The organism is Tenacibaculum litopenaei (assembly GCF_964514025.1).
GTDB classification, from domain to species: Bacteria; Bacteroidota; Bacteroidia; order Flavobacteriales; family Flavobacteriaceae; genus Polaribacter; species Polaribacter litopenaei.
The window spans coordinates 557,225-571,935 of sequence record NZ_CAZEQT010000001.1 but is presented as its reverse complement, the minus strand read 5'-3'; the positions used below and the strand labels follow the sequence as shown (position 1 = coordinate 571,935).

Sequence of the window (14,711 nt, the reverse complement as noted above, 5' to 3'; positions counted from 1 at the left end):
GTTTTGTATTATACCCCTACGCTGTACTTTTGTTGAAAATACTGAACCAAATCGGTCGATTCAGATACTTCTCCATCCATAAAGAACTGCATAATCTCAAGTTGATCATCCTCTGGGTGCGCTGCTATGTGTTTGGTCATGCGCTCTAATTGCGTCTCATGAACAAAATTCCAAGTAATTGAAACACTATCCGACAAACAGGTCACATCGTGAAACCAACCTGAAGGGAAAAAGATAATCTCTCCTGGTGCCAGTACATCTTTATAATCAGGTGTTGTATTTTTAAAATTTGGGAATTTGGCATGATCCGGATTTTTTACGTCTACGAAGTCGGTACCATTCATTACTGAGGCCTCCTTTTGAGGACTGTACAAGTATATTTCTTTTTGTCCATAAAACTGACACAGTACTGCATTGCTCATAAAAGGATCTTTGTGCAAACGAGTTCTCGACCCTCTTCCCGATATAAACAGACCTTTATAGGGGTAACTGTATTCGTTAATTGGGCGCTTTGCTGTTTTGTGATTACTTGGTATCACTAAATTGGTATCCGGAATAAAATACGGTTGTGACCACGCGGGCTTCAGAGCCTCAAAAACCTTGTCAGACCAATAAAATTCTACTTCCTTTAGTTTGGTATACCAACGCATATAATTTTTAGCGGGTCCGTCTTCAGGAGCTCTATCAAAGTTTGTATCGATGTATTCTGACAGTGTTTGGATGGTTTGCAAGTCGAATAAGTCGTTGTACACCTGTACTATTTGATCACCAAAAGTAGCTTTTAGGTATTGGGGGGTAAACTTCTCCCTATCCCAATGCTCCATACCATCCGTGACAATGATGGGTTGATTAGCCTTGATGCACTTTTCTATAAATAATTCTGGGGTAATATTTTTAACTCTCGTTACTTCCATAATGTTTGGTTTTAAATAATTAATTAGTTGTGAAGCTCTTTAACTCACGTAGTTCAAATACGATTTATACAGTGAAAAAATCACTTTTTCAGGCATGCGTAATCGCAGACCGCTGTACAATAAAGCGTTGTAATACACATTTTTTAACGGTGCTCCTTGCCAAAGCGTGTTCACTCCTTTCCAGGCTCCTTTAGCCGTATGCCAGTCTATGTTGAAAGAAATAGATTGACTGAGTCCATGCACTTGATGCAACATCCCTCCCGGCATGAATAAAATATCTCCTGGCCCCAACAACGCTTCGCGAATTTTTAGAGAGCCCGACTTAGGAAACTTTGAATAGTCGGGATTTTGAGGATCAAACTGAGCCCAACGCCACCCCTCGATGTAACACTTGTTGCGATCTTCAGCATCGATGAGTATAAATTTCTTTTCTCCTACTACCTGAAAAAACAAGTTGTTCGTAAGTAGGGTATCGAAGTGCAGGGGCGTAAGACTTCCGGTCGACCCCATAAAGAACTGAATATAATTTTGCCAGGTATTCGCATACCAGTCCGGCAATAGATCTTTAGGAAACGGATTAATGTCTTGAAGGTATTCTGGGAACAAGTAAAAAAATGGGATGTCGTGTAGGTATCCTGGCTTTTCTGCCGGCAACCCTAAACGCAGCTGTTGTTCGTAGTCCTCCAAACGGGCTACGTAATCACTGAGCAACATTTGTTCGCGTTTTCCTTCACTGACATTCCCGACTTTGATCGCTACTTTTTTCCCTGTTTCTCGACTTTTAAAATAAGCCGTATCCCAATGGAGCGCTTTCCATTCCGCTGTCATTCCTTTGATGAGAACAGGTTTATTTTGAGAAACGTATTTCTCGTAGAACGTCTTTTTGTCTATGGTCTGTTCCACAGGAATATGTTCGAAGGTTTTTAACACATCTCTATCTAACACATTCATAATCGTAGTTTTATTTAAGTTCTTAAATTTTGAAGTTTATATTAGACCACTACATCAGTAGTAAGGTCAGTAGTTAACAGGCAATTGTGCAGTAGTTCAAGTACCTCTTTAAAGTTCCCTTTGTCAAAGATTAAGGAGATAGAATTGAAAAACATTCGGAAACCTACGACAGGAATTCCCTCTTGCGACAAGACTTCATTGATACGAATGAGCTCTTGTTTCTTATCCATACTCTGGCTCGTAATCGTTATCAAGGCTATGTTTCTCTTTTCGATGACCACTTTTCGAATCATTTCAGAAAACTGGGCTCCACTAACACCAGTTCCTGTACCAGGTGTAAAAAAATGTATGCACTCATCGGCCACCACGTAATACGATCGGCCATCATTTGACGAAGTTTTAATTCTGAAAAACAAGTAATCCTTATCGATGATCTCCTTGGTAAAATTTTTAGGCAAATTCCATTCTTTCTCAAAACTAATAATACTACATGCTTGATGTAAAGAGAGTGCTTTTTGAGCCGAACGATCTCCATTAATTACCTGTGTCCCTCTAAAATTTCTATTAAAGGTATTTCTAATCACAAAAGGGATGTTGTTTTTGGACAGCTGCCCAATAGATTCGGGATGAACCAATACATTAGACCCGAATTTAGACAAGTTTTTCAATTCGTCGAAAGAGATGTTCGTCAGTGAATGCGCTTTCGGAACCTTGTTGGGATCGGCTGTCATAATACCATTGACATCGGTCCATTTTGTCACACTATTTGCCCCTAATACAGTACCGAGTATGGTTGCCGTATAGTCAGAGCCGCCTCTACCCAACGTTGTCGTACTCCCCGTTTCAGTAGCTCCTATAAATCCGGTGATGACAAAATTCCCTGGATTGGCAACAAAAAAAGTGCGAATTGCCTTCGCTGTTTGCTCCCAATTTACGCGGGCATTCTTGTGATTATCATCTGTGATGATCAACCCACGGGCATCTTTAAATCGGAAATCTAGTCCGTAGCTCTGTAAGTAGCAGGTAATAATATTGGCCGAAAACAATTCGCCAAAACTTAAAATCTCATCGTAGTCTGCATCCGTTACCCTTCCTTTTTCAGCGAGTGCAGCTACCTTTACTCTAAAAGCCTTTTCAATTTCTTTGACAATCGCTTTACTATTTTCCAATTCGGTTTCAAAAAGGAAGTTTACAAAGTCGTCATGCCTATTCACTATTCGTTCCAAGACCTCTTTATAGGTTGGACCTCCTGTTTCAAGGGCATCTAATAAACTCAAGAGTTCGTTAGTGATTCCTTTTAAGGCCGAAACTACAACGAGTACCGGCTCTTGCTCCAAATCGTAACTCCTCAAGATATGTCGCATATTCTGAAGAGAAATTTTTGAACTGACCGAAGTGCCTCCAAATTTCAATACGTTCATAATAGTTATTTTGTAAGGTTAGTCTATAAGTATTCGTGAATGCACCATGTGCATGTAAATGACTTCTTAGGAAGTCTGTTTGTATAAATTTTGTACTAGCAGCAGGTGATATACCAACTCAGCGCTATCTAGTGTATGAATCTCTACCTCATAAATGGGTTTACTCGCCACCAAATGACAGGGATGAGATTTATCGATTTCTAGTTTATTAATAAACCACTGCTTGTTTTCCACTGTAACTCCAGCGGCATTGAGTCGAATTTTATCGAGAGGAATGTTCAGACCTCTCCCATCGGCTTTGCTCACGGCTTCCTTGATGGTCCAGTAATCAAAAAACCGGGTGTATTTACACGGAGCCTCCATGACATCTTCCCATTCTTGGTCACTTAAGATATTGGTAAACAATTCCAAGTCTATTCCTTCTGAAATCTGTTCGATATCGATGCCTATAGCCTCTTCGTTAGTACTGAAAGCACAAAGTACAAAGCTCCCTGCATGACTGATATTAAACGCCATTTGAGTTCCTATCGTCGGCTTCCCAAATTCGTCGTAATACACGTCCTTTAAACTTTTGTCTGTATGGCGTCTCAGCACCAACAACAACAAACAGCGTCCTAATAAAAAGGCCTGACGATCTTTCCAGAAACGAAATGTATTTGCTTTCTTTTGCAAAGGCTCTGGAACAAACTCCAACAGGGTTTCCCAAAGCTCTTTAGGAAACTCTTCTCTGTTCTCTATACTGAGAACTGTGATGACATTTGACCACATTTCTTTTTAGTTTATGAGGTTAGTAATTTTCGCTTGTAAAGCAGTCTTATCCATCACGCCAACAATAGTATCGTTTCGGATTTCAAGGACTACCGGTACCGTTTTGGTAATCGATTTCAATAGCGTTCTCGGCACTTTATTGACTTCAAAAGCTATGGCTAGTTCACGGGCAAATACTTCGTACGCTTCAGCGGCCTCACTATACGTGATTCCGGCTACGACCTTGCCTCTTTGCTGTAGTGCATGCATCATAGGAATTGCTTCCTCACAATGTTTACAGGTAGGAGAGAACAACAATACATAACTGTTCTCTTTTTGTATTTTACTGATAGGTAATTGGTAACTGCTTACTGTTTTTCCGATAGCCTGCTTTACAAAATCGGCGTTATCAACACTGCCAAATTGCATTACTTGATAACTTATCAAGGCCACGGTACACAGCGATATCAACTGTAGCACTCCTATAGTGCCTTTGTTTTTCCACGATCCTTGTAGTAGTGTCCATGCCATGAATACTAGTACTGCATTTTTTCCGAGGACCACAGCAATATTTTCGGAATTCAAAAAACTAAACGATCCGAAACAATCGCACTCTGTAATTCCCAACACCCAATATCCATAGCTGTATACTAGGCTCAACAGGATCAAAAACACCATCGAAAATTTAGCGGTGAATTTCTTGAATACAAACAGGGTAAAAGCGGCTGACAATGCCAACTCAACCCCCAGAATGAGCTGAGATACGCCTGAAAAATAAAGAGGGTATGCCGCCAGCTTTTCATTAAAACTCGGAAAATCGATCAACTTCCCAATGGCCGACAATCCAAATACGACTCCTAAAACCAAGCTCATCCCAAATTTTAGGTAGCCTTGCCCCTTTACATCGGACAAACGTTGGGCATTTCGCTGCCATAAACCTCGCACAAAACGTATAAAAAGCACGTAAAAGATTGTTGGAAAAATCAATGGTTTCCATAGCTCCCAACGCATGCCTGAGGTCCAGCTCTCTGTAATAGCAAGGCGTACATTTTGTGGAAATTGTAAGATTCCACTAGGATCATTTATTAATAGTAAGCTCAAAAAGAGTACAATCAAGCTCATGCTCACCACCGCGTAGAGTACCAACAAAACGTTTTGTCTGGTATAGGAAAAGGTCGCTACTCCTTGTACACTCTGTGCAAACTGACGCAATACTTGATTCGACGTAGCCCTTAGGTTGCTCACCCCCGAGATATCTGTCAATACCCAATAGCCATCGGTTCTAAAAAACGGATTGAGATTAAATGCTACACTGAGTACTCCTAAGGCGTACATCAATACGAGAAATTCAAGTTGACCTGTCCATTGGAAAAGCAGGGCAAAAATAGCTGCCAACAAAATTTGCATAAACAAGCCACCTAAATTTACGATGATTCTGTCCGATCTTTTCAACCGCCATATATCTGAAACATCGGCAAACATCACTGGTGTTAGCAGGTAAAAGCCCACACCGATGTCCCCGTGTTTTCCTCCCAACTTTTTACATGCCGCGGCATGACCAAACTCGTGAAAAAATATAGCTCCTGATAGCACTGCCCCCACAAAAACTGGTGATATCGCACGCCAATCCGCATAGACATTACTCAAGAAATAAGGCAAATAGTGAATGGCAAATCCGCCTACGACCAACAGCCCTATAATGAGCAAGCTATAAAACACGCTCGGTGAAAACAACGGTGCAAAAAACGAAGCTATCGGCCCCACGATACGCTTGGGAATGAGGGTAAAACTCAATTTTAAATAATCGGGTTTCTCCGCAACTCGGTATTCGTGTTCATCATTCTTAACAATGTGATATTTCCCCAAGGTATGATACAGAATATCATGAATTTGCTCCGGGCTCATTTGCTTCCCGTGTTTTGCATTAAAAACTCTGGTCAACTCATCAATGGTTTGTTCTCCATCAATGAGCTTTAACAAATTCACTACCGAATCATTTACCTTGATGTGGTGGTTTAATTCCTTTTGCACTATTAAGTGCCCAGGACCATCGTACGGAAGGATTTCTATATGCTCAGAAACAACGGGTATTCTCGTTAAAATATTCATAGTATTATACGCTATTAACTCCTAATTTTTCATTTTTCCATAGGCTGTAAGTCCAGCCACACAGCTCACTGTCGTAAATACTCTGTGAAAATCTTGCAGTACACAATTGGTTCCACGATCAGCGAGTATCCATTTAATTTCAGGGTGATCAGCTCGCAACACTGCAGGATGCGGTATGCGCATGGCTGCACTGGCTGGCCAAGATCCGTCGATAAATTGTCCGGATGTAAGAGCAGTTACCAAGGCCTTTTTCGCTGCCTGATACTTTGCAAAATCCTCGTGTAAACAGAGTAATTCAAGCAATTGTCCTTGATACCAATAATTTTGTTTTTCGATTAACTTCTCTACGATACCTCCATCCATCAACTGCCAAACCTGCGGTAATAACCAAGAAATCATTTCGTAGTCGTCTCGTCGCACTGCAGCCTTTAGTAGCTGATTGAATGCGTAAATAGTAGAGGTCCACCAATAAGAATGCAGTGTCTCAGGCTCTTGAAGTGCCGCTATTAAATAGGTTCTCAACTGAACTAGTGCAGTTCCTTGATAATCCACTAAGGACAGTAAATCATATGCTGCCGCACTAACACAAAAATGCGATTGAGTCCATCCTTGGACTTCTTGAATACGATCTGAATTCAACGAAATCCTGACCATATCGTCATTTAGGTAGGTGCTAAACCCTCCGTCAGACTTTTGGTAGTCCAACCAGGCTGTCAAATAAGGGCTAATATCTATACCTTGGTTGTATAGAGCTTTCAAAACAAAGGTAGACGAGTCTGCATCTGAAATCCAACGAGTATTATAGCCCCATAAACCATCCGCATTCCTTGCCGCTTTCAATTTTTGGGGTAGATTTAGCTCTTCAAATCGCGATCGAGCTTCCGAAGTCCAAAAGGATTGCGACATCACAAACCCGGTTGTCCAAAGGTCGCTATTTCCGGCATCGTTAAAATAATCTAACCACAATCCCGACTGTTCTTTGCGGGCCTCACTAATAAACTCAAGGCCTTTTCCCCTTTGTTCTTCCAGCGACATATGCTCCGAAACAGGACTCATAGCCAAGGAATTTTTGACTTCAAACACCGTGATAAACCCAGCTACATTCAACTGATTGCGCACGATGGCATTGTGGAGTTTTTGAATTTCAAACTCCCAATCTTTTAATCCAAATCCTTCACTGCATTGCTTGGCTTTTTGGAGATACTCCAACGCCTTATCGTATAAATCTTCAATAATTCCTTCTAAATAGAGGCTCTTCTTTAGTGTTCCGGGAGCTTGGTTTTGCAAAGCCTCAGTTCCAAGCCTCTTTTCGAGTTCGAAAAACGCGATATTAAACTGTCCGTTTTCCAAATCTTCTTGAAAATCGGTAATATCATCCGTAATCTGGAAGGCAGCATAATAAAACTTATGGGCCTCTAACAGACTGCCAAAGGTTCTCTGATCAGCATCCTGGGCTAAGGAAAAAAGTGCATCGATAGCTACTTTCCCAAAAGCGCATTTGTAATCTGCTAATTTTTCAAAATCTTCATAACTCTGGATAAGTGCGGCATTTTTATCCATTTCATAGGCTTTAGCATATTGAAACTTGCGCCCATTCCAGAGGGTCCAAAAGTTGTGATTGTTAGGAAACAGGCTCGCGAGTAACTTTATCGCTTCTTCCTTACAAATATCTGAGACTAGGAAGCCCATAAAATTGGCTCCAGTATCTTTTTTATCGACCATTTCATCGATCAACATCACCGCTTTATAATATAAAAAACCAGCCAAATTCAACGTCTCTAAATCCGAAGTACTAGGACCGTTAAAAGCCTCGCTAAACAAATAAGGATAGTAGGTATAATACGAGGGGTTATCACTGATAAATTTTTCATCCAAAATGATGGCAGCGATAGATTCAGGCAAATTCTTAGAGGCAAAATAGGCCTCTAATTGCCCTAAAAATTTTTTCTGTAATTCAGGGGCGTATAACGGTTGGGCATCGGTATAGATCATAATACTAGACTTTAATGGTATAAAAAGGTGCGTTGGGGGATAAACAATAGAAGAGGAGAATTATCACCCTGGTTCCCCAGGGCAATAATTCTTATACTCAAAAGCTGCTTAGAAGTTACAGTTTACGTTGTTAGGCATGTATTGACATTCCCACGCTTGCATTTCTAAACGTTGCTCTAATTGTTCTACTTGAAATTCATTTGAAGTTTGATTGAAATTTTTCATGATTAAATTATTTAAAAATTGTGCTTACTCTTTTAAGGATTTTCAGCGTGCTCCTATTCATTTTTGGCATGAAACTCCCTAGCCTACACAATTATGTAAGCCTACCTAGTGCATTACGAAGCTCTGTGGCGATGTAAATTTTTGGCGGAGTATTGCCGTTAAACCGGGGTACTAATTAGAAGTTACAGTTTACGTTGTTAGGCATGTACTGGCATTCCCATGCTTGCATTTCTAAACGTTGCTCTAATTGTTCTACTTGAAATTCGTTTGAAGTTTGTTCGTATTTTTTCATACTAGATTGATTTTAAAAAAAGAGGGAAATTCCTCATGGAACCTCTTTTTATAGTTGGTTATTAATTAAAAGTTACAGTTTACGTTGTTAGGCATGTATTGGCATTCCCATGCTTGCATTTCTAAACGTTGCTCTAATTGCTCCACTTGAAATTCGTTTGAAGTTTGGTTTACATTTTTCATAATAAATTGATTTTAATAAAATTTCGCCTACTCTGAATAGGATTTTCGGCTTCCTCCTGTGATGGTGTTGTAATTAGAAGTTACAGTTTACATTGTTAGGCATGTACTGACATTCCCACGCTTGCATTTCTAAACGTTGCTCTAATTGCTCCACTTGAAATTCGTTTGAAGTTTGATTTGCATTTTTCATAATTAAATTGTTTAAATAATGGTGCCTACTCTAGCTAGGATTTTCGGCTTCCTCCTATATTTTAGACATGATGTTCCCAGGCCTACAAAACACTGTAGGCTTCACAGAATATCAGATGATACGGTGCTAACTCGGGTTACAAACGGTAGTAATTATTGATTCACAATCAGTTACCTAAAAAAACCAAACACTTATAACTATTTCGTTTACAAAATGTTAACCCTATATTAGTTCTTAATTTATTGCTTATACGGTTCTAAACGATCTGACTCTTTTTCAATTGCCGATTTACGTTCTTTGCGATCCTTTTTAAAGCCTCCGCCAAACTTGTAGGTAAAGGCCAATTTGATACTTTGCGTTTGCCAAGTGTTGTCTATGCGAACATCGGTATTAGGAAATGCACTTTTCCCGACGAAGTTGGTCCATGCAAAAACATCGTTTCCACTCAAGCGTAATTTTCCTTTACCTCCCCATAAACTCTTACCAATAGCCAAGGCCAGTTTTCCATAGGGTTCCTGAATAAATGTGTCAGTAAGACTGCGTGAAGTATACCAAGCTCCCAATTCAAATTTCCAGGTCGGAGCAAATCGGTACTGATGCAACATAAATCCAGTAAAGGTTCCTGTTGAAATCGAAAAATTAGTCCCTTGAACCATACCGTCCAATTGATTGCGACTGTAGTTCAAATCGATTGAAGTTACCCAGTTGTCCATCAAAGGCAAGCCAGCATTTAGCCCAATTCCATAAGAGGTTAAATCGTTCAAGTTATCCTTGCGAATAAAGGTTTCATTCTGGGCTGCATTTTGGAAAATAACATCGGTAATGATATCTTCGGTTTTGTTGTAAAAAGCCGTCGTAGTAATAGCGCCGCCCATCATCGCATAGCTCAGCTCAAAGTTGTTGCTAAACTGTGGATTCAACGCAGGATTTCCCTCTTCAAAAGTGTATTTATCATAAAAATATCTAAACGGATTTAAATCTCTGTAATCCGGACGTTGAATTCTCCTTCCGTACGACAGTCCCAGCTGTGACTCTTCATCCAAATCATAGGTAAAGAATACCGAAGGTAGCCATCGGGTATAGGAATTTGTAAATTCCGTTTTTTGTGTTAACTGTTTCCCCGTAATACTCGTCTGTTCCATTCGCACTCCTGCCTGCATGGTCAATTGCCCGAAATTTTGCGTGTAATTGACATAGGCCGCATTCACGTTTTCATCGTATTGAAAGTAATTTGACAATGCGGTATTTTCAACGAGTTGCCCGCTTGTTTTGTCGTAGAATTTAGCATTGTTGTCCGTGGCAACAAAACTCGTTTTTACTCCCATTTCAACCTTGCTTAATTCTGATAAAGGAAGTGCATAATCTGCCTTGGCTGTATAGATATCGATGGTTTGCGGCAAGTCGTTAAAAAGGACTTCTCGCGACGTCAGGTTGCCCGCATTGTTAAAGAAACTATTGTTAAACGTCTGATCTACTTCCGATTTGTATCGTAAATAATCTCCGTCAATAGACAGTTCCTGACCATCTGTATCGAACTTATGCGTCAAATGAATGTTTGCCTGTAAGTTGGTAAATTCGACATTTGACAAGGCCGGTCCTTCTAAACGCTGGGTCAATACATTGGCACTGTTACGCAAATAGGTGTCGTTTGCCGTATTTGTGGTTCCTTTGGTAAACTGAGTTCCTACAAGAAATCCGATCGTCGTTTTAGGCGTCACAAAATAATCCAATCCCAACCTGCTAGTCAGGAAGTTGTTTTCTCTTTTAATAAAGGTATTTTGTTTAAAAATTGCCGTTAAGTTATTCGATGCATCTCTAAAGTTCCTATCAATTTTGTAATCGTCAAAGTTATTTTTATCTGTATAGCTTACATTTCCAAAAATATTCACATGTCGGGTATTCGCATTCCAGGTAAGGCTGTTCGCAATTTCCGCATAGCGTCCTTGACGATACGAGCTGGCAACATCCATTTCCCAACCTTTTTGGTAATTTCTCTTGGTAATAATGTTGATTACTCCTGCATTACCGTCGGCATCGTACTTTGCCGGTGGATTGGTCATGACTTCTATTTTTGAAAATTGACCTGCAGGCATGCTATTGATATAATTGTCCAAATCAGCCCCCTGTAAATACGAGCGTCTTCCATCGATCAAGACAATAACTCCCGACTTACCTCTCAAGGTTACTTTACCTCCATTACCTACATTTACTCCTGGTGAAATTTTCAATACATCTGACAAATTCCCACCATCAGCAGCCATGGTAGCTCCTACATCCAATACAACGCGGTCAATTTTTTTCTGTACTAACTTGCGTCGGCTGTTTACAACCACCTCATCCAACACGAGGTCGGGTTGTAATTTTACAGTGGGTAAAGTAATGGCCACCTTATCGACCAATATAGGCGTACGTACCTCTTTATAACCTACATAACTCGTGTGCATGATATAGTTTCCAAATCGGATTCCTTCAAATACGAAGGTTCCATTCTCTTCAGACAAGGCAATTTTGGCTATGCTAGAATCTTTAGCTCTGTATAACACATTGGTTGCAAACCCAATTGGACTGCCTGTTTCATCGACTAGTTTCGAATTAATGGTCGCAATTTTTCTCTGCTGCGCTTGCCCTTCGCTGATTGCTCCCAATAGCAAAGCCAGAGTAAATACCAAAGCCTTTGCCATTGAAAATTGTCTTGTTGTTTGTTGAATATTACTTACAATACGTTGCTGCTGTAATCGGAAATAAGCCATAGAATGCAACTCTTTCACAGTAGTAAATTTCATTTTCTTAGATATTTTATCTGCGAGTATCACAGAATATTAATAATAATTTGGTTCGTTTTACTTTATAGAACTACTGGTTTTTCTACCGAGTAGTTGTTAATAATTTCAGTAATTTTTTCGAGATGATTGAGGATAAAAAAATGATCTCCTTCCAAAAACTCAAAACTAAATTCCTTAGAGGTTTCTAACTGCCATCCTGTTAAGTCCGCTTCTTTGGTGGTTTCTTCTGTACCACAAAAAGCTTTTATCGGAACGGGATAAGGCGTATTTTGCTCGTATACTTTTGTTTCGATGGCTTTGATATCTGAGCGCAGCACTGGCAACACAAAATCGAGTAGTTCCTGATTTTGAATCACCTCATCAGGCATGCCTCCTAATTTGATAATTTCCTGTTGGAAAGCGGCATTGCTCAATTGCGCTATTTTTGTTTTCAATCCTCTTTTTTCAGGTGATGGGCACCCCGTAGCTATAAACAACTGAGGCAACCTCTGTTGTTCATCACGAAGTTTGTGTAGCAATAAATTTCCGAGCATGGCTCCCATAGAATGACCGAATAAGACGTAGTCTTTATCGAGATACGCTTGCATTTGACGGAACAAATCGTCTGTTAACACATCCAAATCAGTAATCAGATCTTCTAGCATTCTCGTGCCTCTTCCGGGTAACTCTAAGGTTATCATTTCAATATGCTCAGAAAGGTAGGGCATAAAATTTCGGTAGGAATATTTATTACCTCCTGCATAAGTTAAACAGATTAATCGCATGGTGTTCATATTAAAAGTTCCAGAAGTAATTTTTTCTATTTTTTTGACTGATCGACTTTAGGGTCCACTGTCCACGTTCTCTTCGCAGCTTTAATTTGACCTTCATTTCTCCACAGAAAAATATAAACTCCGCTTTACCAGCACGTTCTCTAAAAGAGGCCTTCCCCATTTCAATAAACGGGTGGCCTTTTTTGATGAGCCTTGACATTTCCTTATTATCCACGATGATTACTTTTTCGCCGAACATGGTTACGGACACCTCGGGAATTCTGTTTCCAGTAACCAATACAACAGGTAGGTATTCCTTGCCTTCGGCTTCCGTTTTTAAGAGCTCTTTCATTTCTTTGAGATCTAAAGCATATTGAAGCGGTGTTCTAATTTCTTGCGCGAGCATTGCTGTTGTATTCATCATTACAAATAGTATTAAGGTATTTAAAGTCGTTTGCATATCGTTTTCGTTTTTTTTAGTTGGTTAGTAGTTCTACAGGTTGTTCCTGAGCTAGCAACACCTCGTCTTGAACAATTTTTCCGTAGTTAAATTTCACCAAGCGCTGTGCTTGATCGAAATAAGCGTCGTCATGGGTTACCGCAATTACGGTTTTTCCGCGTTCCTTTAAATTCGGGATGATATTTTGATAGAAAAAGGCTCTAAATTCTGGATCTTGTTCTGCTGCCCATTCATCCAAAATGATGAGGTCTTTATTTTCAAACAAACTGTTGATAAAAGCCACCCTCTTCTGCTGCCCTTTTGACAAGGTCGTTTTCATTTTTCCTGTCTCTTCATTCAATTCAAAAACCTTTTCCAATTGCATGGTTTTTACCAGTTCTTTAAGTTCACTGGTTCGTTGAACATAGTCAAAAGCGTTGTAATTTTCGGCAAACAAGTAGTTATCAGTAAAGATACACGAGATTTGATTTCTGTAATACGCGTAGTTGTGAAGGTCTATCTCTTTTTCGTTCAGATAAATTTTTCCAGATGCCGGTTTATACAAACCTGCCAACAACATGATAAAGGTACTTTTTCCACTTCCGTTACCTCCGGTGATGAAAATACTGTCGCCCTTATTAATAGTAATGTTTAATGGCTGAAGGGTAAATACTTTTTCCTTTTGCTCGTTAAAGTACTCAAAAGTTACATTTTCAAAGCGAATTGATTTAAACTCCGTGTTGAAGTCGGTCAAATCTCCATGTGATAGTTCTTCTCCTTCTACCACTCCCAACACTTTGTTGAAATGGTTTAAACGCTGCACTGCTACTTTCATTTTTGTAAATTCCTGAATTGCTCCAACGACGGCCGTTACCGGACCCAGTAAAAACAAGATAGTCACGACAAAATTTGTACGAACATCAGGTGAAATAACGATGGTTGCAGGCAGTCCAAAAAGAATCACTCCCACCAAAAAGTACCCTGCGTAATTTCCCATCAGGTCGTTTACCAAATACTTGGTCACGGTACGAATGGTCAAATCTTTCACGCGATTTCTATTCTTTTTCAAATAATCGTTGTACACCACATCGCTACGGTGTGAGTTCATTTTTATTTCTCGAAATCCTCTTAGAAAATCGTTGACATTATCTTGGTACACATTGGCCAAATCACGAGCCTTATTGATGTCTTTTTCGATACTGATATTCCTCACCGAATACACCACAGCCAAAGCTACCAGCGTTAAGGTTACGATGAGTGCTCCTACCGGATGGGTTACAAATAAGTACACAACTCCAATAGCCACCATAATTCCTGCATTAAAGGCTTCAATAAAACTCTGAGGGAACTTTTGTAGCGTAGTAACATCGGTCATCGCTGTTCTAACCTTTTCTTCTCCTAACTCCTGAAACTCTTTATAGTCTGTGAACCTGAGCTTGTTAAATATGGAAAGATTGAGTTCATTTCCTAACTCATAAGTCAGTTTTATCATATAAGCCTGAAAAAAACGAGCAACGATAAACGAAACCACGATAAGGCCTCCGAAAATCATCCAATCGTATTTTTCTTCTACGAAAGGAAGTTGCTTCCCAGTAATTTTATTATTGATAAACAGCAGTAATGCCGAAGCCCAGACTGCATTGATAAGTCCTAATAGTCCCAAATTCACATAAAAAAACTTGGATTTTTTCTGTAATAATTTAAATAGTCCCAT

Annotated in this window: 10 protein-coding genes; all 10 read right to left on the bottom strand. The window is 39.7% G+C overall.

The genetic code is table 11. The features are described from left to right. Window positions 1–8: 8 nt before the first annotated feature. A complete protein-coding gene (locus tag ACKTS5_RS02370; RefSeq protein WP_408042230.1) occupies window positions 9–914 on the bottom strand; it encodes a cupin-like domain-containing protein in 906 nt (301 codons plus the stop codon). Window positions 915–953: 39 nt separating this feature from the next. Then, a complete protein-coding gene (locus tag ACKTS5_RS02365; RefSeq protein ID WP_408042229.1) occupies window positions 954–1,865 on the bottom strand; it encodes a cupin-like domain-containing protein in 912 nt (303 codons plus the stop codon). Window positions 1,866–1,906: 41 nt separating this feature from the next. Continuing rightward, entirely contained in the window at window positions 1,907–3,286 is a 1,380-nt protein-coding gene (locus ACKTS5_RS02360; protein ID WP_408042228.1) for an aspartate kinase, read from the bottom strand. Window positions 3,287–3,352: 66 nt separating this feature from the next. After that, on the bottom strand, window positions 3,353–4,054 hold the full coding sequence (locus ACKTS5_RS02355; protein WP_408042227.1) for a 4'-phosphopantetheinyl transferase family protein: 702 nt from the start codon (window positions 4,052–4,054) through the stop codon (window positions 3,353–3,355). 6 nt (window positions 4,055–4,060) lie between these two features. After that, entirely contained in the window at window positions 4,061–6,142 is a 2,082-nt protein-coding gene (locus tag ACKTS5_RS02350) for a M50 family metallopeptidase (RefSeq protein WP_408042226.1), read from the bottom strand. A 21-nt stretch (window positions 6,143–6,163) separates the two neighbouring features. Further along, window positions 6,164–8,134, bottom strand: coding sequence for a class 1 isoprenoid biosynthesis enzyme (locus tag ACKTS5_RS02345; protein WP_408042225.1), 1,971 nt, complete (start codon window positions 8,132–8,134; stop codon window positions 6,164–6,166). A 1,128-nt stretch (window positions 8,135–9,262) separates the two neighbouring features. After that, the gene (locus tag ACKTS5_RS02340; protein ID WP_408042224.1) at window positions 9,263–11,806 is read right to left on the bottom strand and encodes a TonB-dependent receptor domain-containing protein; all 2,544 of its coding nucleotides are present in this window, start codon (window positions 11,804–11,806) and stop codon (window positions 9,263–9,265) included. A 62-nt stretch (window positions 11,807–11,868) separates the two neighbouring features. Next, window positions 11,869–12,570, bottom strand: a complete 702-nt coding sequence (locus tag ACKTS5_RS02335) for a thioesterase II family protein (protein WP_408042223.1) — start codon at window positions 12,568–12,570, stop codon at window positions 11,869–11,871. A gap of 10 nt (window positions 12,571–12,580) precedes the next feature. Beyond that, window positions 12,581–13,018, bottom strand: coding sequence for a hypothetical protein (locus tag ACKTS5_RS02330; RefSeq protein WP_408042222.1), 438 nt, complete (start codon window positions 13,016–13,018; stop codon window positions 12,581–12,583). 16 nt (window positions 13,019–13,034) lie between these two features. Continuing rightward, a complete protein-coding gene (locus tag ACKTS5_RS02325; RefSeq protein WP_408042221.1) occupies window positions 13,035–14,711 on the bottom strand; it encodes a cyclic peptide export ABC transporter in 1,677 nt (558 codons plus the stop codon).

Excerpts from the sequence above, each read along its gene's own strand:
- ACKTS5_RS02365 (WP_408042229.1), bottom strand. The coding sequence starts at position 1,865 with ATGAATGTGTTAGATAGAGATGTGTTAAAAACCTTCGAACATATTCCT.
- ACKTS5_RS02340 (WP_408042224.1), bottom strand. The coding sequence starts at position 11,806 with ATGAAATTTACTACTGTGAAAGAGTTGCATTCTATGGCTTATTTCCGA.
- ACKTS5_RS02330 (WP_408042222.1), bottom strand. The coding sequence starts at position 13,018 with ATGCAAACGACTTTAAATACCTTAATACTATTTGTAATGATGAATACA.
- ACKTS5_RS02355 (WP_408042227.1), bottom strand. The coding sequence starts at position 4,054 with ATGTGGTCAAATGTCATCACAGTTCTCAGTATAGAGAACAGAGAAGAG.
- ACKTS5_RS02360 (WP_408042228.1), bottom strand. The coding sequence starts at position 3,286 with ATGAACGTATTGAAATTTGGAGGCACTTCGGTCAGTTCAAAAATTTCT.
- ACKTS5_RS02335 (WP_408042223.1), bottom strand. The coding sequence starts at position 12,570 with ATGCGATTAATCTGTTTAACTTATGCAGGAGGTAATAAATATTCCTAC.
- ACKTS5_RS02325 (WP_408042221.1), bottom strand. The coding sequence starts at position 14,711 with ATGGGACTATTTAAATTATTACAGAAAAAATCCAAGTTTTTTTATGTG.
- ACKTS5_RS02370 (WP_408042230.1), bottom strand. The coding sequence starts at position 914 with ATGGAAGTAACGAGAGTTAAAAATATTACCCCAGAATTATTTATAGAA.
- ACKTS5_RS02350 (WP_408042226.1), bottom strand. The coding sequence starts at position 6,142 with ATGAATATTTTAACGAGAATACCCGTTGTTTCTGAGCATATAGAAATC.
- ACKTS5_RS02345 (WP_408042225.1), bottom strand. The coding sequence starts at position 8,134 with ATGATCTATACCGATGCCCAACCGTTATACGCCCCTGAATTACAGAAA.